Source organism: Pseudomonas sp. LBUM1657 (genome assembly GCF_059716075.1).
In genome coordinates, this window is record NZ_CP166799.1 from 1,058,986 (window position 1) to 1,080,520 (window position 21,535).

General features: G+C 53.6%; 17 protein-coding genes and 1 tRNA gene. 13 read left to right on the forward strand and 5 right to left on the reverse strand.

Annotated elements, in window-relative coordinates:
- Positions 1–409: 409 nt before the first annotated feature.
- Positions 410–721: a DUF3077 domain-containing protein gene (locus ACA055_RS04815; protein ID WP_497682599.1), complete on the reverse strand. Its 312-nt coding sequence runs from the start codon at positions 719–721 to the stop codon at positions 410–412.
- A gap of 749 nt (positions 722–1,470) precedes the next feature.
- Between ACA055_RS04815 and ACA055_RS04820 the strand changes: the two genes are divergently transcribed.
- From ACA055_RS04820 to eruA, 3 genes are all read left to right on the forward strand, one after another.
- The gene (locus ACA055_RS04820) at positions 1,471–2,388 is read left to right on the forward strand and encodes an Abi family protein (protein WP_497682600.1); all 918 of its coding nucleotides are present in this window, start codon (positions 1,471–1,473) and stop codon (positions 2,386–2,388) included.
- 387 nt (positions 2,389–2,775) lie between these two features.
- On the forward strand, positions 2,776–4,317 hold the full coding sequence (locus ACA055_RS04825; RefSeq protein ID WP_497682601.1) for an RNA-directed DNA polymerase: 1,542 nt from the start codon (positions 2,776–2,778) through the stop codon (positions 4,315–4,317).
- Positions 4,318–5,065: 748 nt separating this feature from the next.
- Positions 5,066–9,100, forward strand: coding sequence for an NACHT domain-containing antiphage protein EruA (gene eruA / locus ACA055_RS04830; RefSeq protein WP_497682602.1), 4,035 nt, complete (start codon positions 5,066–5,068; stop codon positions 9,098–9,100).
- A gap of 316 nt (positions 9,101–9,416) precedes the next feature.
- Here the strand turns inward: eruA and ACA055_RS04835 are convergent, their stop codons facing one another.
- From ACA055_RS04835 to ACA055_RS04845, 3 genes are all read right to left on the reverse strand, one after another.
- Complete coding sequence (locus tag ACA055_RS04835) at positions 9,417–9,917, reverse strand: DUF3916 domain-containing protein (RefSeq protein ID WP_497682603.1); 501 nt, start codon at positions 9,915–9,917, stop codon at positions 9,417–9,419.
- A 147-nt stretch (positions 9,918–10,064) separates the two neighbouring features.
- Positions 10,065–10,391 carry a hypothetical protein gene (locus ACA055_RS04840; protein WP_497682604.1) on the reverse strand — a complete coding sequence of 109 codons (327 nt, stop codon included), beginning with the start codon at positions 10,389–10,391 and terminating at the stop codon, positions 10,065–10,067.
- A 149-nt stretch (positions 10,392–10,540) separates the two neighbouring features.
- Positions 10,541–10,625 (reverse strand) — tRNA-Leu (locus ACA055_RS04845).
- A 107-nt stretch (positions 10,626–10,732) separates the two neighbouring features.
- Here ACA055_RS04845 and queA point away from each other — a divergent pair.
- From queA to ACA055_RS04875, 6 genes are all read left to right on the forward strand, one after another.
- Positions 10,733–11,782, forward strand: coding sequence for a tRNA preQ1(34) S-adenosylmethionine ribosyltransferase-isomerase QueA (gene queA / locus ACA055_RS04850; protein WP_497682605.1), 1,050 nt, complete (start codon positions 10,733–10,735; stop codon positions 11,780–11,782).
- Positions 11,783–11,796: 14 nt separating this feature from the next.
- Positions 11,797–12,912 carry a tRNA guanosine(34) transglycosylase Tgt gene (tgt, locus tag ACA055_RS04855; protein ID WP_497684359.1) on the forward strand — a complete coding sequence of 372 codons (1,116 nt, stop codon included), beginning with the start codon at positions 11,797–11,799 and terminating at the stop codon, positions 12,910–12,912.
- Positions 12,913–12,955: 43 nt separating this feature from the next.
- Positions 12,956–13,291 (forward strand): preprotein translocase subunit YajC, encoded by a 336-nt coding sequence (yajC, locus tag ACA055_RS04860; RefSeq protein ID WP_007982729.1) that lies wholly within the window; start codon positions 12,956–12,958, stop codon positions 13,289–13,291.
- Positions 13,292–13,354: 63 nt separating this feature from the next.
- Positions 13,355–15,223: a protein translocase subunit SecD gene (gene secD / locus ACA055_RS04865; RefSeq protein WP_497682606.1), complete on the forward strand. Its 1,869-nt coding sequence runs from the start codon at positions 13,355–13,357 to the stop codon at positions 15,221–15,223.
- Between the two features lie 9 nt (positions 15,224–15,232).
- Positions 15,233–16,147 (forward strand): protein translocase subunit SecF, encoded by a 915-nt coding sequence (secF, locus tag ACA055_RS04870; RefSeq protein WP_497682607.1) that lies wholly within the window; start codon positions 15,233–15,235, stop codon positions 16,145–16,147.
- 119 nt (positions 16,148–16,266) lie between these two features.
- Complete coding sequence (locus ACA055_RS04875) at positions 16,267–16,815, forward strand: glycine zipper 2TM domain-containing protein (RefSeq protein ID WP_497682608.1); 549 nt, start codon at positions 16,267–16,269, stop codon at positions 16,813–16,815.
- A gap of 170 nt (positions 16,816–16,985) precedes the next feature.
- Here ACA055_RS04875 and suhB read toward each other — a convergent pair whose 3' ends face one another.
- On the reverse strand, positions 16,986–17,801 hold the full coding sequence (gene suhB / locus ACA055_RS04880; protein ID WP_033061458.1) for a type III secretion system regulator SuhB: 816 nt from the start codon (positions 17,799–17,801) through the stop codon (positions 16,986–16,988).
- Positions 17,802–17,947: 146 nt separating this feature from the next.
- Between suhB and trmJ the strand changes: the two genes are divergently transcribed.
- From trmJ to ACA055_RS04900, 4 genes are all read left to right on the forward strand, one after another.
- Positions 17,948–18,718, forward strand: coding sequence for a tRNA (cytosine(32)/uridine(32)-2'-O)-methyltransferase TrmJ (gene trmJ / locus ACA055_RS04885; RefSeq protein ID WP_201114682.1), 771 nt, complete (start codon positions 17,948–17,950; stop codon positions 18,716–18,718).
- A gap of 2 nt (positions 18,719–18,720) precedes the next feature.
- Entirely contained in the window at positions 18,721–19,497 is a 777-nt protein-coding gene (gene cysE / locus ACA055_RS04890) for a serine O-acetyltransferase (RefSeq protein WP_497682609.1), read from the forward strand.
- A 251-nt stretch (positions 19,498–19,748) separates the two neighbouring features.
- Positions 19,749–20,240, forward strand: coding sequence for a Fe-S cluster assembly transcriptional regulator IscR (gene iscR / locus ACA055_RS04895; protein ID WP_007903581.1), 492 nt, complete (start codon positions 19,749–19,751; stop codon positions 20,238–20,240).
- Between the two features lie 50 nt (positions 20,241–20,290).
- Positions 20,291–21,505 carry an IscS subfamily cysteine desulfurase gene (locus ACA055_RS04900; protein WP_497682610.1) on the forward strand — a complete coding sequence of 405 codons (1,215 nt, stop codon included), beginning with the start codon at positions 20,291–20,293 and terminating at the stop codon, positions 21,503–21,505.
- Positions 21,506–21,535: the final 30 nt, after the last annotated feature.

The following is a 21,535-nucleotide window of genomic DNA, read 5'->3' on the forward strand; positions in this document are numbered from 1 at the left end:
CTGTCGATGCCTGATGTATATCAAGCATTACAGATAAGAAACAGCATCAGATCCGAGGGCATTCCAGGGAGCAGATGCGTTGATCTATCCCGCTGTAAACCGAAAGCCATTCCCCCCGAGCCGAATAACAAAAAGCCCCGAAAAACTTCGAGGCAAATCCCAAATCCCAATCACCCCACAAAACCCTGTGGGAGCGGGCTTGCCCGCGAAAGCGCCAGCCCAGCCACCATCAATGCTGAAGATGCACCGCAATCAAAACCCACTCACCCACTCGGACCAAATAATGCCTGTCAGCTCACCACAATCCCTGTGGGAGCGAGCCTGCTCGCGAAAGCGCCAGCCCAGCCAACACAAATGCTGAATCAGCTGCCAACATCACAAGCCACCCACACCCCACAGGCCTCAAACACTAAGCTTCAGCCTTCGCCCCCGCCCGCTTAGACGCCAGCTCATTATCCCGATCCCGATTCAGCACCTTCACCGCATCATCAACCACCGCCTTACTCATCGCCGTCAAATAATGCGCGGCCCAGGCGTGGCGGTCGGTGTCTGTGGCGTAGGCAGCATCTTCGGTCAGCTTTTTGGCGAGGAACAGAAAGTCAGAAGCCATTGATAACGCATCACCGAGGGGTACGCCGCGAGTGACATGGAATAGGGCCTGATCCGCGCAGTAGATGGCGGGTGTTAGGCCGATGGTTTTGAGTTCTGGTTGTTCGGTCATTGGCCACCTCCGATGAGGGAGAGGCGGTCGGGGAGAGTGTTACGCGATTGGGAATTGTGTAGAGGGAAAAGCCAATTTTTGTACAGATCCATAATGCGCATTGCAAAGCTCCTTAATTTGAAGAGCCGCCACAATTCGTTACCAAGCGAATGGGTGGCAGCTGTGCGCAGGTTGGTAAACCGGGAAATCAAGGAAACCGGCACGTCCGAAGACGTCCCACGCACAGCCGCCATAACGCAGATCGCAGGCGAAAAAAAAGCGCCTGCGAACGCATGGCACTGTTGCGCAGTGATTTACCTCGGGTTACCAAGCCCGGTCGCTGAATTTGCAGCGACGGTGGGAGGGTATCGTGCAGGCCCCGTTCCTGCAACTTCCCAAACCCCTTTGCTCGGCCGCCGCTAGCGTCAGGCCCAAAAGAGAATATCCCTACCGCTCTCTCGGAATGGCCCGACAACAATTCGCAGCGCTCTGATTTAGGCTGCCAACAAGCGTGTGCCTTCGCCTGCAACAGATCGTCGCAAACCCGTATAAACCCGTGTGTTTGCCGCGCTTGCCGTGACGTTCACATTGACACGGTCATCAGGCTACGGCAGCATCAACCCCAATCGCGCCCGATCCTCTGGTGCTGGCTTAGTCCGGCATTACGTTCGGGCCTTCTTGTTTCTGGAACATGGAAGTTGTCTAACCCAGCCCCTCCGAAGCCGTTCCGTACATACCCTGATTTGGTTGCTTTGCTTGTCAGCAGGGGTATGCAAATCCAAGACTCGTCTCGTGCAGAACGCAAGCTCGCGCAGTTAGGGTATTACCGCCTCAGCGGTTACTGGTATCCGGCGCGAGAGTTCAAAATGAACGGCCTGCAGCAAGCAGCCTGCCCGTTCACGGGCAAACCTCTGCGTCTGGACACTTTCCAGGCAGCCACCTGTTTCAACTCGGCCGTAGACCTTTACAAGTTCGATAAACGATTGCGAATGCTTATGCTGGATGCAGTCGAGCGTTTGGAGGTTCACCTCAAGACGGTAATGGCTCACGAGGTTGGGTATCACGACCCAATGGCCTACACCAATGAGAAATTCATCCTGCAAAAATGGACTCAACCGTACACGGACCGCAGCGGCAATAGGCGGAACAAGTGGGCGGAGTGGAGTCAGAAGCAGCAGTCGCACATTGCGCGGAGCAAAGAGGACTGCATTCAGTGGCACTTTCGAGCCGGTAAGTCCATTCCCGTTTGGGTTGCGGTAGAAGCATGGGATTTCGGGGATCTATCGGAATTTTTCGAACTGCTGAGCAGCAAGTATCAGAATCTCATACTGGCGCGCCTCGGTATGAACAACGCCAAAATGCTCAGCCGGTGGATGCAACAAATCAGCCATTTGCGCAACCGTTGTGCGCACCATGCGCGTGTCTGGAATCAGGCCTCACCTAACCCGCTGGCGGTTCCTACGGAACCGTATTTTCAGACGTTAGGGCTTGATCAACATGCGCTAAAGAGACTGTATGGGTTAGTCGCAGTCATATGGTTTTTGCTGCAGAAAATCGCACCAGCCTCGACCTGGATTCACGACGTTGCGGATCTGATCGACTGCAAGCCTGCTATGCCTGGCTGCACCTTCAAGGCAATGGGGTTCCCGGATGAAACCGGATTCCCTCGGAAGCTGTTCGGGATCTAGCAGGCTGCGGCATAAGTCTATGGCTTGAATACATACATACCTGGCTCTTCGAAATAGTCAGTCCCTATGCCTCAGTGGATAACTTTCAAATAGTCCTGAAGTGCGCAGATGAAAAAAAGGCCTTGCAAAGCAAGACCTTTCTTAATTTTGGTGCTCGAGGGAGACTCGTGCGATCCATATAATTCGTGCCTTGTAGCGAGATTGTACAATTAGGGATACAGGTAGGGATACAGGGTTTGCTTTGGTGAGGATACGTTTTTGCTTTTGCTCCGACTATCTCCAAAGCCTTCCCAAGCGAAGTGTTGTCCTACCAAGGCCTATCCGGCAGGTTCCCCCGGTGGTAATTTCATGTTGCCACCATTGGCCAAAAACACTCGGGGATCATTCATGCTAGAAGCGCTGTTAGAAAAGGGATTTTTACCTCGAGAATTACCACCTTTGTTTTCCTCAGCAACCTTAGGTTACGTTGGACGATTTACGGGGCAACTGCCCGAAAATTTGACGAAGGTTCAAGCCGTTTGGACGCAGCCGATGCATCATAATTTGTCGAGAGTAGGTGGGCTTCGTCGGCGTCTCACCATCCCCAATCCGTCAAATTACTTTCGACTCGCTAATGTTTTTGCCACACATAACGCTCAGCTGGCAACAGAATGGGCGAAATCACCGTTCTCTCATACTCGCCCTCAGTATGACCCTCAAGGGTTGAGAGCAATTGCGTCCAGTGCCTCGGATCGAGCTATCGCGCGTGCAATTACTCGTGTCGGAGCCAGATACATTCTGCGAGCAGATATATCGCAATTCTACTCATCTATTTACACACATACGATTCCATGGGCTTTACACACTAAGGCAATTGCAAAAGCACGCCCCAGAGATCTTACTCTCTGTGGGAATGTTATAGATAAAGAGTTGCAGGCATGTCAGTCGGGTCAGACTAAAGGGATTGCGATAGGGCCAGATACCTCACTTGGCATTGCTGAGTTATTGCTTAGCTCGATCGACGCGAAATTAGTCTCTGAATGTAAAATTGTCGGTGGTGTTAGGTTTATTGATGATATTGAGTTGTCTTTTTCGACATTGTCCGATGCTGAGAATGCACTAATTATGCTGGAGGCGCAGCTGTATGAGCGGGAACTCCAGCTTAATGGTAATAAAACGGCTATTTTTGAATTGCCTAGTGAGCTTGAATCAATTTATGTAAGTAAGCTAAGGCCAATGATTCCGGCGTATCATGGTGCGTCGTCATTTGAGTGGATTGACTATTTTAATAGCGCATTCGGGCTTGCTCGTCAAAATCCGACTGAAGGGGTCCTTCGATATAGTATCGCGGCTCTTAAAAGTGTGACGGCAGCAGATGGGCAGTGGGAGTTGGCCCAAAGTCTTTTGTGGCAATGCATTGCGTTAGACCCAGGATGTTTGCGTATTGTTCTTGATGTCTTGCTTCTGAATATGGAGCACGGTGGGCATGCTCTCGACAAAAATATTGCTTCTCGGGCAATTAACGCGTTAGTTCAAGCTAGTGCTCCAGTTGGTCATGGTAGCGAAGTTGTATGGAGCGTATGGGCATGTATGTTACTAGGAATAACTTTAAGTGATGTTTCCCAAACTGTTATTTCCCGCATGGATGATGGTTGTGTAGCTACTGCTTCAATGCGTGCGCGAGAGGTGGGAGTTTTCGATCCTGGATTCACGTCTCTATTGTGGGAGGGATGGCTAGTTGATGATTGCTTTGAGCAGGATCATTGGCTGTTTGCATATGAGTGCTATCGTCGCGACTGGCTTCTACATCTAGTAAACGCCTCAAATATTATCGCTGATCCCGTCGCAAAATTATTTAAGAACCTCGATGTCACATTTTTGGATATAGATGCTCCGCATACCTATAAGCCAAAAGCCGCTGTGATTGGAGACGAGGATGGTGGTTATTGATTTTACAGGTTCTGATAAATATAGCGCTGGGGACCCTGCACACTTTAGAAATACACGGGGTCGGAAACCCGCGGGGCTTTGATAGCGGAAGGTGCCCCAGCTTACTGAAATACAAACGTTGAAATTGAAAGGATCTTGAAGAAAAAGGCAGATCGTTACCGGAACGGTAACGGTGAGCTCTGATCGGTCATTTCGTAGGGCAAATGCATAGGTGAACAGGCAGTTCACCGGGTTCACCTGTTCACTAAGCTGGGAGTTCTCCCGCTAACAAGATCCCGCGGGTTTCCGACCCCGTGTGTATCGCATTCTCTCAGGGGCCCCCGGCATCTGATGGGTCTCTCCGCTGAAGGAGCCCGCCGCACATGGGGAGCGGGGCAGTAGCTGTTGAATGTTGTGTAACAGGTGTTGCAGGTGTAACAGTCATCTCTAACCTATTGAATATAAAGGGTAAATAGCATGTTACACCTCCTGGAAGCGACTTCGTATGTGAGGTGTAACAATGCGCATTGGTGTTACATTTTCAGTAAATCTTTGAGTATCAATTTGGTTAGTGCTCAGTTTTTGTGGGGGCTGCGAACGACTGTCATTCGCCGAGGCCTGCAGCGGGGAGAAGATGAACGATTAGGCTTCCAATCGATTGCATCACTCTCACATAGCCGGAAAAATATCGTAACCTCAGGGATAACATCTAAAACCATGATGGTTTGAATGTTTTTCTGTCAGATCGCTAAACGCACTGTGCGTTTCAATGGATGAGCTTGCCACAATGAACACGGCCTACTATTTGCCCCGCAAGCTCACAGCTGATGGTACGACTTATACTGAGGGGGAGCTCCTACTTGCTTCGGACTACATAGTTGTCCTCTCTGAACCGGGTGGCGGGAAATCTTCGTTGCTGGACAGCCTTGCACAGCAGCTGGGAGTTGACTGTGTGACCGCTAATGCTTTCAGCTACCTGGGAGCCGATGCAGAAAAAACATCTTTGGTCATCGATGCTTTTGATGAGCTCGCTAAAATCGACCAGACGGGTATCCATAGACTCCTTGCTTATGCCAGGAAATCTGATCCTCACCATGTTGTCATTTCTAGTCGATCCAGTGAGTGGGGCACATCGTCCACTCAAGCATTTGCCGACGTCCTTGGGCGAACTCCGCTCGTGGTGCGTCTCTGTGATTTCAATGAGGATGAGCAAGAGGCTATATTCGATCATCATGTTCCGGGCGAGAATTTTAAAAGCTTCCAAAAGGAAGTATCTAAATTTGACTTAGGCTCCCTTCTACCGAACCCCCAATTTCTAAAGCTATTCGCAGATGCTTTCGTCGAGAGTGGAAGAAGTTTTTCCGATAAACGTTCTATTTTTTCACTGGCGGTAGAGCGTTTGTCTAGAGAGACGAACCCCAGAATTGCAAAAAAACCTAACGCTCTTTCGCTTGCTGAGAAAGTAGCTTTTGGATCTGAAGTGTTTGCCAAGCTGCTCTTATCAGGTTCCGACGGTGTGACTAATAACGAGGCCAGTGAGAGCCGGATTTATCCAGTTATTGGCTCACTTTCCAATAAAAATAATAATAATAGTGACATTCTAGCGACGAGGCTGTTTAAGCCTGGTGATACTCCAGATCAACATCGCCCGGTCCATAAAGTTGTCGCCGAGTACTGCGCTGCAAGTTACTTAACAAAACGGATTAGAGATGCGAGCGATCCACTCACTTTGACGAAGTGTCTTCCAGTTATTGCTCCCAACTCGATTGTTCGCGATGAGCTTCGCGGGCTTATTGGATGGATGGCAGCATTAGGCAACAAGGATATCCAAGCAGCGGCCATCAGTTTGGATCCATACGCAGTATTGGCAAACGGTGATCCATCACTGCTTGAGTTGTCTTCAAAGCGTCTTCTTATTAAGAAATTGAAAGAAGCAGAGCTGAATGATCCTTATTTTAGAAGAGGAGACTTTGGTAGGGGGTTCAGTGTTGCTGGTTTTTTTGCGAGCGATATTATTGATGATATTCGATCAGTCTTAATTTTGGATAATGAGGGTAATCTTCGTGAATTGATTTTAGAGTTATTAATTAGTTCAAAGGAGGGCGGTAAGTTTGAGCCGGAATTGGTTGGCCTGCTATTAAACTCGTCGGAGCCTGAAGGTGAAAGATTGCTCGTGTGCAGATGCTTACTTGCAATCGATGGTCGCGACCACACGTCCAACTTAAAATCACTAATTTCTGAGGCCTCCAACGCTTCTTTACGAGTTGCAGCTGAGATAATCAAAAGCTCTTTTCCTCAACAATTTGATAAATACATTGTGCTGGATCTCTTTCGAGCCTGCGCGGCTCTGTACTCGAAAGGGTATGATCGAGAGCATAATTCCATAGAGTCTCGATATTTTATTAAGCAATTGATCAATTGTTTGTGTTTAGAAGTGGTGGAATGGCTTCTGAATGCATTGTATTTGGATCTTGTTTGCACCTGTGGGAAAGAGATATATGAGTGCGGTTGTAAAAATGGTACAAGCAAAATCATTGGCGCCTTGCTTGATCAATATTTTGTCGCTATGGCCCCGCCTTATGATCCAGTCAAAATCTGGAAGTGGGTCGAAAATCTAAATTACACTTATCAGCTAAGTGCGAGCCAGAGTGAAGCGGTTCGGGTTTTACAAACAGATATAGAACTACGCCATGGAATAATTTCACATGCCCTTGGGCGGTTGATGGATCGTGAAAAGATAAGAACTGAGAAGTTACACAAATTTGAATTTCATAACCATTCTGGTTTGACGCTTTATCGTGAAGATATAAAGTTTTTGGCGGATCTTGCTTTTGAATCAGATAATCCAGTCCTATGGTCAACCTGTATTCCGTATCATCTTAAACATCAGGTCGTGAACTCCAGAAGCTCTGACGAATTGCGACGGCATTTGCGAATGCAAGCGCTCACAAAACCTGCATTTATGAAAGAATGGGCCAATTATAAAAGATCTGCATCGAAGCTCGATCGGCTTTATGGTATGCCTTTTAACCTAAAAAGAAGAATAAACAGAAGCCGGCGTAAGCAAAGAATTCTCCGTGAAAAGAATGCGCTCTATATTAGAGAAAATAGAGAGTTAATAGAATCTGGTTTGCACTGGAAAAGTTTAGTCCGGCTTGCAGAACTATCACTAATGCAACCGAACGGCATAGAGGAAGAGTTCGGCGAGGAAGTGATCGCAAAAAAAGCTTTAAGAAATTGTATTGAATTTATAAGCCCGTTTGTACCAGATCTTCCTGAGGTTGCCGCATTATCCTGCTCATCAAAAGGGTCAATGGCAATTCAGGTGTTGCATGCGGCATGCTTAGAAATTATGCGTGAAGAGAATAGCCTGGCTAATATTGATGTGCGGCTCCTTAAATCTTTAAGAGCTAACATTAATGTTCATTACGGCTGTGTTGGTGAAGAAGAAAGCGCTGCCCTTAAGCGTGAGGTAGATAGACAGATTTTTTCTGATGAAGGTAGCGCGGAATCGTTTATCAGAGCATATGTTGAGAGTCAGCTTGCCATCCCAGACTGTAGCCACCCCGATGTTTGGCTTCTGCAAGGGGATGAGGTTTTTAGCGAGTTACGTTCATGTCTAGCTGTTGAGTGGCTGGCGCGATTCAAACATGTAAAACTGGACACAGTAAGAGTCTTGTTTGATATGGCTGTTCAGCACGGAGACCGAAATGTGCTGGAAACTGTTATCGAGGATCGCTGCACAGCGTTGATGCCGCTATGTTCTGATGAGGGGAACTCCGAAAGCCTGAGGGAAGGGCGTTTGTTTTGGTTTGTTTGTCGCTTCTATTTTATCAGTGATATCTCGAAAGCTCAGTGGGACTGGCTTCAAGGTGATGCCGATAATGTTTTTGCATTTTATGAGCGCTTTGGCCATCGAAGGCATAGTGGCTCAGAATGGCCAAGTTTGTCCGCCGTCAAAGTTAAAACCGTACTTGACTCTTTCGTCAGCTACTGGCCAGAGGTGGAATTGCCTAGCCATTGGGGAAGCGATAGCCCGAAAGAAGAAAAGGCTTATCGCTTTATTAGAGATTTGGTATGGAGCTTAGTGTCATTAGAGCCCGATGAGGCTTTGCCTGTTGTTTACGATCTCCTTGCAGATATCCGCTATGAACTAATGCATAGGGATCTAAGAAGTATTTGTAGCACTCAAATTCGCAGGCAAGCGCTCCGGAACTATGAGGCGCCAACGCCATCAGATGTTGTATCTCTTCTCGATACGGACTCCGTCGTCACGGTTGAAGGTTTGCGTCAACTAATTATTGATGAGCTTGAACTTTTTCAACGTGTTATAGAGGGTGGCGAGTTTAATACGGGAAATCATTTTTATGAAAAAGATAAGCGACGGGGTGAGTTGAGGTGTGCCGAGGTTATTGAAGAGCGTCTAAGTATACGGCTTGAGTCCAGAGGTATAATGATTACTCCAGAGCATCAGATGAAGGGGGGGAATCGCAGTGATTTTACTGCAACAGTAATTATCAATGGTAAAAGAAGGCTACTTGTTGCTGAGGTAAAGGGGCAGTGGCATCCAGAGCTATACACTGCTGCGAAGGCCCAGTTGCATGAACGTTATTCGATTCACCAAGATGCAGAGGAACAAGGAATTTATATCGTCCTGTGGTTCGGTGGTGGTGAAGTAGTAGCAGGTCGAAGAAATGCGGATATCAATTCTGCGCATGAAATGAAGTTAAGTATTGAGGCCAACATGCCGCAACAGTTGAAAGGGCTTGTAGACATTTTTGTGTTGGATGTGTCTAGGCAGTGAGTTATATGAAGTTTAGCTTTTTAAGCTGAGGGAAGGATGTGTGGCGCCGTAAAGCTTTATATCGACTACGTACGCTTTTGTCCTCTTTTGTATGTTTTTCTGGTGTGGAAGCAAAATAGCCAATTAGTGGTTTAACTTTATTGCTTGAACATTCGTCGATGACTATTGGTCAAAAGAGAATTGGTTTTTTGCGATGGAAAGTTAGAGGGAAAAGGGGGCAGATTTATTATTCGATTTATTATTCACGCACTAGGGTTAAACGATGACTGTCAGCTCGCCACAATCCCTGTGAGAGCGAGCCTGCTCGCCAAAGCCGTCAGGCCGGTTCCCCGATGCACCACCACTGTACTGCGACTTCATCGTCAGGTTGAGTTACGTCATGCCCGTGCTCGAGGAAATTCGCTGGTGTGTGCAACGCAAGAGCATGACTGATCCGCTCAGGCATGAGAGCGTTAGTTTCACCGAGAAAACCCAGATAATAGTCCCGGTCATAGAAGACGGTGACCTCGCTCTGATGAACCCATGGCCACACCAGCAGGCAAGCGACGCGGTAGTAACCCTGGGAGTGGTCAGCAGCGTTGGACAGGTGGCTAGCGGCTTCGAGCAGTTGCTGAATACAGTATGCCTGAACTTCGATCCTGGCTTGAGGACCTTCAACCAAGGCCGCGTGCACCGGGATCTTCCAATGCGTGTAGCGCTCCCTGTGCTCGGATCGCGGGTGAAACTCGTCGCGAAAACTGGAGGCCCAGCGTTCCAGAGCGCGAAGGCGGCGGGGAATGCCTCTGAGTTGTTTGTTGCTGAGGGCGATTTGCCGCATTGATACGTCCTTGTGATTCCGAAAAGGTCTTTCATTGCTGTCTGCTGACGCAATTGAAAAGTGGGCAGATAGATTTCCATATCAGACAAGACCCTGGCCAGCACTAGTCGGTGTAATGGGTTACTAAACTTTGCCTCACCCGATCATTCACTGAATGTCTTTCATGTAATCCTTGAGCGCGATGATCGGCGCATTAAGCTGCTCCATTGTCCGCGCACTGCTGAAATCAGCTGACAAACGTCGCAGCTCTCGCCCCATTGGCGTTTCAGCCCCTATAGCGTCTAGCGCCAAACTTACACAGTGCGCCACTCTAAACTGAATACCCTTAACATCACCCCGGCGCACCAGCAACCCAAATACCTCCCGTTCATAATCACTCATGATCGGATCATCCCGAAGAATCGGGCTTGAATCCTCCGTCTCATAAGCAAGCTTGAGAGAGAAGAGGGCGACGGTTTCCAGTAGCAGTTCCATGGGGTGAATCCTTGAGAATTGTCGTACCAACCGAGAACGAGAAGATCAAAAGCATCGCCAGCAAGCCGGCTCCTACAGGTCGGCGGGGCGTCAGCCACTTTATCGCAGACGAAAAAAAAGGCCTTGCTAAGCAAGACCTTTCTTAATTTTGGTGCCCCGAGGGAGACTCGAACTCCCACTCCTTTCGAAAACGGATTTTGAATCCGCCGCGTCTACCAATTCCGCCATCAGGGCTCAATGGCGGCGAAGTATAGAGATGAGATTACCGTCGGTCAATCAGGTACATAGAGAATTTTCACTATTTCGGCTAGACTTCCGGCCCCTGCTAGACGAACCCCATCATGCGCGTTGCTGACTTTACTTTCGAACTCCCAGATTCGCTGATCGCTCGCCACCCTTTGGCCGAGCGTCGCAACAGTCGCCTGTTGACCCTTGATGGGGTCAGCGGCGCCCTGGCACACCGTCAATTCACTGATTTGCTCGAGCATTTGCGCCCGGGCGATTTGATGGTGTTCAACAATACCCGGGTGATTCCGGCGCGGCTGTTTGGCCAGAAGGCTTCCGGCGGCAAGCTGGAAATCCTGGTGGAGCGGGTGCTCGACAGTCATCGCGTGCTGGCGCATGTGCGGTCCAGCAAGTCGCCGAAGCCGGGTTCGAAGATCCTGATTGATGGCGGTGGCGAAGCCGAGATGCTGGCGCGTCACGATGCGTTGTTCGAGCTGGGGTTTGCCGAAGAGGTGTTGCCGCTGCTCGACCGCGTCGGGCACATGCCGTTGCCTCCTTATATAGACCGCCCGGATGAAGGCTCGGACCGCGAGCGTTATCAGACGGTCTACGCCGAGCGTTTGGGCGCTGTGGCGGCGCCGACGGCGGGGCTGCATTTCGATCAGCCGCTGATGGAGGCGATTGCCGCCAAAGGCGTCGAGACGGCGTTCGTGACCTTGCACGTCGGTGCGGGCACGTTCCAGCCGGTGCGGGTCGAGAAGATCGAAGATCACCACATGCACAGCGAATGGCTGGAAGTCGGCCAGGATGTGGTCGATGCAGTCGAGGCCTGTCGCGCTCGCGGTGGTCGTGTGATCGCCGTGGGGACCACCAGCGTGCGTTCCCTCGAAAGCGCCGCGCGCGATGGCGTGCTCAAGCCGTTCAGCGGCGATACAGACATCTTTATCTATCCTGGGCGGCCGTTTCATGTGGTCGATGCCTTGGTCACCAACTTCCATTTGCCCGAATCCACGCTGTTGATGCTGGTTTCGGCGTTCGCCGGTTATCCCGAAGCCATGGCCGCTTATAAAGCCGCCGTGGAGCATGAATACCGCTTTTTCAGCTACGGTGATGCGATGTTTATCACCCGTAACCCCGCACCACGTGGCCCTGAGGACAAAGAATGAGTCGCCAAAGTCGTATGTCGTTTGAGTTGCTTGCTACCGACGGCAAGGCTCGTCGCGGTCGTTTGACCTTCCCGCGCGGTACCGTTGAGACCCCGGCCTTCATGCCGGTGGGCACGTATGGCACGGTCAAGGGCATGCTGCCGCGGGATATCACCGCCACGGGCGCGGAAATCATTCTGGGCAACACCTTCCACTTGTGGCTGCGTCCTGGCACCGAAGTGATCAAGAAGCACGGCGACCTGCACGATTTCATGCAGTGGAAAGGCCCGATTCTTACAGACTCCGGCGGTTTCCAGGTGTTCAGCCTAGGCGCCATGCGCAAGATCAAGGAGGAGGGCGTGACCTTCGCCTCTCCGGTTGATGGCGCCAAAGTGTTCATGGGGCCGGAAGAGTCGATGCAGGTCCAGCGTGATCTGGGCTCCGACATCGTGATGATTTTCGACGAATGCACGCCGTACCCGGCCGACGAAGACGTCGCTCGTGTATCGATGGAGCTGTCGTTGCGCTGGGCCAAGCGTTCGAAAGAAGCCCACGGCGACAACACCGCGGCGCTGTTCGGCATCGTTCAGGGCGGCATGCACCAGGATTTGCGCATGCGCTCCCTGGAAGGCCTCGACAAGATCGGCTTCGATGGCCTGGCCATTGGCGGTCTGTCGGTGGGCGAGCCCAAGCACGAAATGATCAAGGTGCTTGATTACCTGCCAGGTCAGATGCCGGCTGACAAACCTCGTTACCTTATGGGCGTTGGCAAACCGGAAGATCTGGTTGAGGGTGTGCGCCGCGGTGTGGACATGTTCGATTGCGTGATGCCAACCCGTAATGCCCGCAATGGGCATCTGTTCATTGATACAGGCGTGCTGAAGATCCGTAACGCGTTCCATCGCCATGATGATTCGCCGCTGGATCCGACCTGCGATTGCTACACCTGCCAGAACTTCTCCCGTGCTTATCTGCACCATCTGGACAAGTGTGGCGAAATGCTGGGTAGCATGTTGAATACCATCCACAATTTGCGCCATTACCAGGTGCTTATGGCTGGTTTGCGCGAGTCTATTCAACAGGGTACATTGGCCGCCTTTGTCGATGCCTTCTACGCCAAACGCGGGCTTGCTGTTCCGCCTTTGGACTGAGTTTTCTGACCCCAAGATTCAACATTTGCAACTGGAGTGCTAAATGAGCTTTTTTATCTCTAACGCCATGGCTGATGCTGCTGCACCTGCTGCAGGCCCAATGGGCGGCGGCTTTGAGTGGATTTTCCTGGTCGGTTTCCTGGTCATCTTCTACCTGATGATCTGGCGTCCACAGGCCAAGCGCGCCAAAGAACAGAAAAACCTGCTGAGCAGCCTGCAAAAAGGCGACGAAGTTGTGACCACTGGTGGTATCGCCGGCAAGATCACTAAAGTGGCAGACGATTTCGTTGTTCTGGAAGTTTCCGACACCGTCGAAATGAAATTCCAGAAAGGCGCCATCGCCGCCACGCTGCCAAAAGGCACGCTGAAAGCGATCTAAGTTTCAACTTCTACTCAATCGACGGGGCGCGCAAGGCGCCCCGCGTCATAAGCGGGCGGCGTGATGCTGAACAAATACCCTCTGTGGAAATACATTCTGATCCTGGCAGTGCTGGCGGTCGGTCTGATTTATTCCGCTCCCAATCTATATCCTGATGACCCGGCCATTCAGGTCAGCGGTGCAAGCACTTCGCTGCAGGTTACTCAGGCTGATCTGGATCGTGTGAGCGCAGCGCTCAAGGAATCCGGGATCAACGTCAAGGCTGCCAACCTGGCAGAGGGCGGCAAGGGCGGTCTGATCCGTCTGGTCAAGGCTGAAGATCAGTTGCCTGCCAAAGACGTCGTGCGCAAGGCATTGGGTGATGACTATGTCGTTGCACTGAACCTGGCGCAAACCACCCCGAAATGGCTGAGCAACCTCGGCGCGCATCCGATGAAGCTGGGTCTGGACTTGTCCGGTGGTGTGCACTTCCTGTTGGAAGTGGACATGGACAAAGCCCTCGACGCACGCCTGAAAGTCTACGAAGGCGACGTCAAAAGTCTGTTGCGCAAAGAGCGTCTGCGCTATCGCAGCCTGCCGCAACTGGACGGTGCCATTCAGCTGGGCTTCACTGATGAAGCTGCTCGCGAACAAGCCCGTACACTGATCCGCAAGAATTTCAGCGATTTCGACATTGTTCCGGCCGACCTCAATGGTCAACCGGTGCTGCGTCTGGCGATGACCCCGGCCAAGCTGGCGGAAATCCGCGAATACTCCATCAAGCAGAACTTGACCACGGTACGTAACCGCGTCAACGAGCTGGGTGTTGCCGAACCGATCGTTCAGCGTCAGGGCGCCAACCGCATCGTGGTTGAGCTGCCGGGCGTACAAGACACCGCCGAAGCCAAGCGTATCCTCGGCAAGACGGCCAACCTTGAGTTCCGTCTGGCCGCTGAGCCGGGCGCGTCGAAAGCCACTTCCGAATCCTTCGAGTTCCGTGAAGGCAATCGTCCTCCAGCACAGATCGAGCGTGGCCTGATTATCACTGGCGACCAGGTGACTGACGCCAAGGCTGGCTTCGGCGAGCAGGGCACGCCAGAAGTGAACATCCGTCTGGATGGCCACGGTGGCGAGCTGATGAGTCGTGCGACTCGCAGCAACGTCGGTCGCAGCATGGCGGTGATCTTCATCGAGCAGCGTCCGGTCACCACGTACACCAAGCAAGTGGTGAACGGCGTCGAAAAAGACGTACCGGTACAAACCTTCAAAGAAGAGAAGAAAATCATCAGTCTGGCGACCATCCAGTCGCCACTGGGTGCTCAATTCCGCATCACTGGCCTGAACGGCCAGGGTGAGTCGTCCGAACTGGCGCTGCTGCTGCGTGCCGGTGGTCTGGCTGCACCGATGTACTTCGCTGAAGAGCGCACCATTGGCCCGAGCCTGGGTGCCGACAACATCGTCAAGGGTGTCGACGCGTCGCTGTGGGGCATGCTGTTCGTCTCGCTGTTTATCATCGCCATCTACCGCTTCTTCGGCATCATCGCCACTGTCGCTTTGACGGTGAACATGGTGATGCTGCTGGCCCTGATGTCGCTGCTGGGTGCAACGCTGACCCTGCCAGGTATCGCCGGTATCGTGTTGACCATGGGTATGGCGGTCGACGCCAACGTACTGATCTTCTCGCGGATTCGTGAAGAGATTGCGGCGGGCATGACCGTACAACGTGCAATCAACGAAGGCTTCGGCCGGGCATTTACTGCGATTCTCGACTCCAACCTGACCACGTTGCTGGTCGGCGGGATTCTCTTTGCCATGGGCACCGGCCCGGTCAAAGGCTTCGCAGTGACCATGTCCCTCGGGATCTTTACCTCGATGTTCACGGCCATCCTGGTGACCCGCGCGATGGTCAACCTGATCTTCGGCGGTCGTGACTTCAAGAAGTTGTGGATTTAAGGGGCTGCCATGTTACGTACAATCAACTTCATGGGCGTTCGAAACGTTGCGTTCGGCGTCACATTGCTCCTTACGGTTCTGGCGTTGTTCAGCTGGTTCCAGAAGGGCCTGAACTATGGTCTGGACTTCACCGGCGGTACGCTCATCGAGCTGACCTACGAGCGTCCGGCCGATGTCACCAAGGTGCGCGAGCAGCTGACGACGGCGGGTTACAACGAAGCCATCGTGCAGAGCTTCGGTGCAACCACCGATTTGCTGGTGCGCATGCCGGGCGAAGACCCGCAACTGGGTCACCAGGTGGCTGAAGCGCTGCAGAAGGTCGGTGGCGACAACCCGGCGGTGGTCAAGCGGGTCGAGTTCGTCGGCCCGCAGGTCGGCGAAGAGCTGCGTGACCAGGGTGGCCTGGGCATGCTGATGGCGCTGGGCGGGATCATGATCTACCTGGCCTTCCGCTTTCAGTGGAAATTCGCGGTCGGAGCCATCGTCTCGCTGATTCACGACGTGGTCGTGACCCTGGGTATCCTCTCCTTCTTCCAGATCACCTTCGATTTGACGGTGCTGGCGGCGGTTTTGGCGATCATCGGTTACTCGCTCAACGACACCATCGTGGTATTCGACCGGGTTCGTGAGAACTTCCGCGTGCTGCGCAAGGCGACCCTGATCGAGAACATCAACATCTCGACCACGCAAACCCTGCTGCGAACCATGGCAACTTCGATCTCCACGTTGCTGGCGATCGCGGCCCTGTTGTTCTTCGGTGGCGACAACCTGTTCGGCTTCTCCATCGCACTGTTCGTCGGTGTTATGGCGGGTACCTACTCGTCGATCTACATCGCCAACGTGGTGCTGATCTGGCTGAACCTGAGCACTGAGGATCTGATTCCGACCGTGGCTACCGAGAAGGAAGTCGACGACCGCCCATAACGGCTATCGGTTTCCAGTTGTCTGCCAAAAAAGGCGCGAGTTGAACTCGCGCCTTTTTTTATGCTCCAAGGCTGGGAGAAGCGCGGGCATGTCCCGCATGTGATGGTCAGGAGGTTCATGTGAACAAGTCGTTGCTGGTTGGTGCGGTATTGGGTGCTGTCGGTGTGACTGCCGGGGGTGCTGTTGCCACCTACAGCCTGGTTAAAAGCGGCCCTGAGTATGCGCAAGTTCTAGCCGTTGAACCGGTCAAGACACAAATCAAGACACCACGTGAAGTTTGCAAGGACGTTGCAGTAACCCGTCAGGCGCCGGTCAAGGATCAACACCAGATCCTCGGTACTGCCATCGGTGCCGTCGCAGGTGGTCTGCTCGGCAACCAGGTCGGTGGCGGCACGGGTAAAAAGATCGCTACCGTTGCGGGTGCTGTCGGCGGTGGTTATGCAGGCAACAAGGTTCAGGAGGGTATGCAGAATCGCGATACCTACACTACGACCCAAGCTCGCTGCAACACCGTGAATGACATCAGCGACAAGGTTGTAGGTTACGACGTTCGTTATTCGCTGGATGGCAAGGAAGGTAAAGTGCGGATGGATCGCGATCCGGGCAACCAGATACCGGTCGACAAGGAAGGTAAGTTGATACTGTCGCAGAATGAGCCGGCTCAGTAATCAGCTGAAATTCAGATTCAAAAAGAAGCACCCGGTTGGGTGCTTTTTTTGTGCCCGAGATTTATGCCTCACCACCAATCCCGCTCCCACATTGGACTCAAGATGTTTGCGAAACCGAATTTCAGGCATAAAAAAAGCACCCCGAAGGGTGCTTTTTTGTGGCTCGGCGCTTAGCGCTTCAGCGATGCCGGCAGGTGCGGCTGAATGGCCGTCAATACTGCCTTGAAGCACTTGGTGTTGCCGGCGACGACGTGGCCTTTCTCAAGGAAGTCGTGACCGCCGGTGAAGTCGCTCACCAAGCCGCCTGCTTCCTGGATCAGCAGGGCGCCTGCAGCCATGTCCCACTCGGACAGGCCCGACTCCCAGAAGGCGTCGAAACGACCGGCGGCCACATAGGCCAGGTCCAGGCTTGCCGAGCCGGCGCGGCGGATGCCTGCGGTCTGGCCAACCAGGGCGCGGAACATGCCCAGGTAGTTGTCGAGGTTGTCCATCTGGTCGTCACGGAACGGGAAGCCGGTGCCCAGCAGGGCGCCGTCCAGGCTGGTGCGACCGCTGACGCGCAGGCGACGACCGTTCAGTTGAGCGCCGCGACCACGGCTGGCGGTGAATTCTTCCTGGCGAACCGGGTCCAGAACAACAGCGTGTTCCAGGCGACCGCGGTATTTGCAGGCGATGCTGACAGCGAAGTGAGGAATGCCGCGCAGGAAGTTGGTGGTGCCGTCCAGCGGATCGATGATCCACAGGTAGTCTTCGCCTTCGCCGCTGCCCGGGTGCATGCCGGTTTCTTCACCGAGAATGCCGTGGGTAGGGTAGGCCTTGCGCAGCGCATCGATGATTTTCTGTTCGGCGGCGCGATCCACCTCGGATACATAATCCTTGGCGTCTTTTTCGTCGACCTTGATGGTATCCAGGCGCTCGATGGAGCGGAAGATCAATTCACTGGCGCTGCGGGCGGCGCGCAGCGCGATATTCAGCATGGGCTGCATGGATGTGTCACCTAAGGTTGTTAAAGAAAGCCGGGCATTCTATCAGAAAGTTTCTACAGGTGAAGGTCGGTGTTCGCTTTCATAGCTTAACGGTAGGAGGAACTGTAAGATTCGGCTCCCTATTAAAGTGTTCGAGAGCGCCTCCCTTGCTGCATAACATTCGTGTCGTCCTGGTCAATACCAGCCATCCCGGGAATATCGGCGGGGCTGCGCGTGCCATGAAGAACATGGGCCTGTCGCGGCTGGTGCTGGTCGAACCGCGGTTGTTCCCGCACCACGAGGCCGATGCTCGTGCCTCCGGCGCTGGGGATATCCTTGAAAACGCGCAAGTCGTCGCCACCTTGGAAGATGCGTTGGTCGGCTGCAATCTGGTGCTCGGCACCAGTGCTCGTGACCGTCGCATTCCCTGGCCGCTGCTCGATCCCCGCGAATGCGGTGTGAAAGTGGTCGAGGAAGCCGCGCAGGGCGCCGAAATCGCTCTGGTGTTCGGCCGTGAAGATTCCGGCCTGACCAATGAAGAGCTGCAGCGATGTCATTATCACGTGCACATCCCATCAGACCCTGAGTTCAGTTCGCTGAACCTTGGGGCAGCGGTGCAGGTGTTGAGCTATGAAGTGCGCATGTCCTGGCTGGCGGCCCAAGGTCAGCCAAGCAAGGTCGAGAAGGATGAAGTGGCGTCCACCAAAAGTGGTGAACTGGCGACCATGGATGAGCTGGAGCGATTCTATGAACACCTGGAGCAAACCCTGGTGGCCATTGAGTTCCTCGATCCGGAAAAGCCACGGCACTTGATGGCGCGCCTGCGCCGGTTGTACGGACGCAGCTCGGTCAGCCGGGCGGAAATGAATATATTGCGTGGCATCCTCACGGAAACCCAAAAAGCGGCCCGTGGCGAGCTTCTAAAGCGGAAGGATTAATGATGTTCGAGCGTTTGCGTGAAGATATCCAGAGTGTTTTCCATCGTGACCCGGCGGCGCGTAACGCATTTGAAGTCCTGACGTGCTACCCGGGCATGCACGCCATCTGGATCCATCGCCTGTCGTCGGCCCTGTGGGGCATGGGCTGGAAATGGCTGGCACGCCTGGTATCGAACTTCGGTCGCTGGTTGACCGGGATCGAGATCCATCCGGGCGCCAAGGTCGGTCGTCGCTTCTTTATTGACCATGGCATGGGCATCGTCATCGGCGAAACCGCCGAGATCGGTAACGACGTCACTCTTTATCAAGGCGTGACCCTTGGCGGTACCAGCTGGAACAAGGGCAAGCGTCACCCGACCCTGGAAGACGGTGTGGTGGTCGGCGCAGGTGCCAAGGTGCTTGGTCCGTTTACGGTCGGTGCCGGGGCGAAGGTGGGTTCGAATGCCGTGGTGACCAAGGCTGTGCCGGCCGGGGCTACGGTAGTCGGGATTCCAGGGCGGATTATCGTCAAGTCCGATGATGAGCAAGACGCCAAGCGCAAGGCCATGGCCGAGAAGATCGGCTTCGATGCCTACGGCGTCGGCGAAGACATGCCCGACCCGGTGGCTCGTGCCATTGGTCAACTGCTCGATCACTTGCAGGCGGTCGATGGTCGTCTGGAGGGGATGTGCGGGGCTTTGAAGGATCTGGGCAGTAATTATTGCGCCAAGGAGCTGCCTGAGCTGCGCGAAGAAGATTTTGCCTGTGTGAAGGACAAGGATCAGAGTCAGGCCAGCTAAACCGAGGTGGCCCTTTCGCGAGCAAGCCCCCCACATTAGAGCGCGTCCTTCCGGACAGCTCGGTCAAGTGTGGGAGCGGGCTTGCTCGCGAAGAACGATAACGCGCAATTACTGGCTGTACGCCGCCAGCCTTTGCTATGATGCGCGCGCTCTTTTGCGAGCAATCCTGACTAAAACACTAGGTCTTATAGTTGACTTAAATACTCGGGAATTGCATACTCGCCCCATTCCGAACTCCGTGGTAATTGTCCATGCGACTGACTACAAAAGGCCGATACGCCGTGACCGCCATGCTTGACCTGGCGTTGCACGCGCAACACGGGCCGGTGTCCCTGGCCGATATCTCCGAGCGCCAAGGCATCTCCCTGTCCTACCTCGAACAGCTTTTCGCCAAATTGCGCCGCAGCAATCTGGTGTCCAGCGTCCGCGGTCCTGGCGGCGGCTACCAGCTGTCCCGCGACATGCAGGGCATCCAGGTCGCCCAGGTGATCGATGCGGTAAACGAATCGGTCGATGCAACCAAATGCCAGGGCCAGGGTGATTGCCATCAAGGTGATACCTGTCTGACCCACCACTTGTGGTGCGATCTGAGCCTGCAGATTCACGAATTTCTGAGCGGTATCAGCTTGGCTGATCTTGTCACTCGCCGTGAGGTACAAGAAGTAGCCCAGCGTCAGGACCAGCGCCGTTGCAACAGCAAGGCGCCACGCCTGGACAAGATTGAAGCGTCCGCCGTCGAATGACAGCCAAAGAGCTAGCGGCACGCCAGCCAGCCTGATTTAGGAGATAGTCCATGAAATTGCCGATTTACCTTGATTACTCTGCGACCACCCCGGTTGATCCGCGTGTCGCGCAAAAGATGAGTGAATGCCTGCTGGTCGACGGAAACTTCGGTAACCCGGCGTCCCGTTCCCACGTGTTCGGCTGGAAAGCTGAAGAGTCCGTCGAAAACGCTCGTCGCCAGGTCGCTGACCTGGTCAACGCCGACCCGCGTGAAATCGTCTGGACCTCCGGTGCCACCGAGTCCGACAACCTGGCAATCAAGGGCGCGGCGCATTTCTATGCCACCAAAGGCAAGCACCTGATCACCACCAAGATTGAGCACAAGGCTGTCCTGGACACCATGCGCCAACTGGAGCGTGAAGGTTTCGAAGTCACCTACCTCGAGCCTCGCACTGATGGCCTGGTGACGCCAGAGATGATCGAAGCAGCCCTGCGCGACGACACCATCCTGGTTTCGGTCATGCACGTGAACAACGAAATCGGCACCATCAACGACATCGAAGCCATCGGCGAGCTGACCCGTTCCAAGGGCATCCTGTTCCACGTCGATGCTGCTCAGTCCACCGGCAAGGTCGAGATCGACCTGTCGAAGCTGAAAGTCGACATGATGTCGTTCTCTGCACACAAAACCTATGGCCCTAAAGGCATCGGCGCACTGTACGTGAGCCGCAAGCCGCGTGTTCGCATCGAAGCGACCATGCACGGCGGCGGTCACGAGCGCGGCATGCGTTCCGGCACCCTGGCGACCCACCAGATCGTCGGCATGGGCGAAGCTTTCCGCGTAGCCAAGGAAGACATGGCTGCCGAGAACGTGCGCATCAAAGCCCTGAGCGACCGCTTCTTCAAGCAGGTTGAAGACCTGGAAGAGCTGTACGTCAACGGCAGCATGACCGCCCGCGTACCGCACAACCTCAACCTGAGCTTCAACTATGTTGAAGGCGAGTCGCTGATCATGGCGCTCAAGGATCTGGCGGTTTCGTCCGGTTCGGCCTGCACCTCTGCATCGCTTGAGCCTTCGTACGTACTGCGCGCCCTGGGCCGCAACGACGAACTGGCACACAGCTCGATTCGCTTCACCTTCGGCCGTTTCACCACCGAAGAAGAGATCGACTACGCCGCGCAGAAAGTCTGCGAGGCAGTTACCAAGCTGCGCACCCTGTCGCCGCTGTGGGACATGTACAAAGACGGTGTCGACATTTCGAAAATCGAGTGGGCGGCACACTGATTTCAAGTCGCCGCAAACCGGCCCTGTAGA

What these genes read in the sequence shown, in the direction of transcription:
- cysE (WP_497682609.1), top strand. Translation starts at nt 18,721, where the DNA reads ATGTTCGAGCGTTTGCGTGAAGATATCCAGAGTGTTTTCCATCGTGAC.
- ACA055_RS04825 (WP_497682601.1), top strand. Translation starts at nt 2,776, where the DNA reads ATGCTAGAAGCGCTGTTAGAAAAGGGATTTTTACCTCGAGAATTACCA.
- eruA (WP_497682602.1), top strand. Translation starts at nt 5,066, where the DNA reads ATGGATGAGCTTGCCACAATGAACACGGCCTACTATTTGCCCCGCAAG.
- queA (WP_497682605.1), top strand. Translation starts at nt 10,733, where the DNA reads ATGCGCGTTGCTGACTTTACTTTCGAACTCCCAGATTCGCTGATCGCT.
- iscR (WP_007903581.1), top strand. Translation starts at nt 19,749, where the DNA reads ATGCGACTGACTACAAAAGGCCGATACGCCGTGACCGCCATGCTTGAC.
- suhB (WP_033061458.1), bottom strand. Translation starts at nt 17,801, where the DNA reads ATGCAGCCCATGCTGAATATCGCGCTGCGCGCCGCCCGCAGCGCCAGT.
- tgt (WP_497684359.1), top strand. Translation starts at nt 11,797, where the DNA reads ATGTCGTTTGAGTTGCTTGCTACCGACGGCAAGGCTCGTCGCGGTCGT.
- secF (WP_497682607.1), top strand. Translation starts at nt 15,233, where the DNA reads ATGTTACGTACAATCAACTTCATGGGCGTTCGAAACGTTGCGTTCGGC.
- ACA055_RS04840 (WP_497682604.1), bottom strand. Translation starts at nt 10,391, where the DNA reads ATGGAACTGCTACTGGAAACCGTCGCCCTCTTCTCTCTCAAGCTTGCT.
- ACA055_RS04900 (WP_497682610.1), top strand. Translation starts at nt 20,291, where the DNA reads ATGAAATTGCCGATTTACCTTGATTACTCTGCGACCACCCCGGTTGAT.
- secD (WP_497682606.1), top strand. Translation starts at nt 13,355, where the DNA reads ATGCTGAACAAATACCCTCTGTGGAAATACATTCTGATCCTGGCAGTG.
- yajC (WP_007982729.1), top strand. Translation starts at nt 12,956, where the DNA reads ATGAGCTTTTTTATCTCTAACGCCATGGCTGATGCTGCTGCACCTGCT.
- ACA055_RS04815 (WP_497682599.1), bottom strand. Translation starts at nt 721, where the DNA reads ATGACCGAACAACCAGAACTCAAAACCATCGGCCTAACACCCGCCATC.
- ACA055_RS04835 (WP_497682603.1), bottom strand. Translation starts at nt 9,917, where the DNA reads ATGCGGCAAATCGCCCTCAGCAACAAACAACTCAGAGGCATTCCCCGC.
- ACA055_RS04820 (WP_497682600.1), top strand. Translation starts at nt 1,471, where the DNA reads ATGCAAATCCAAGACTCGTCTCGTGCAGAACGCAAGCTCGCGCAGTTA.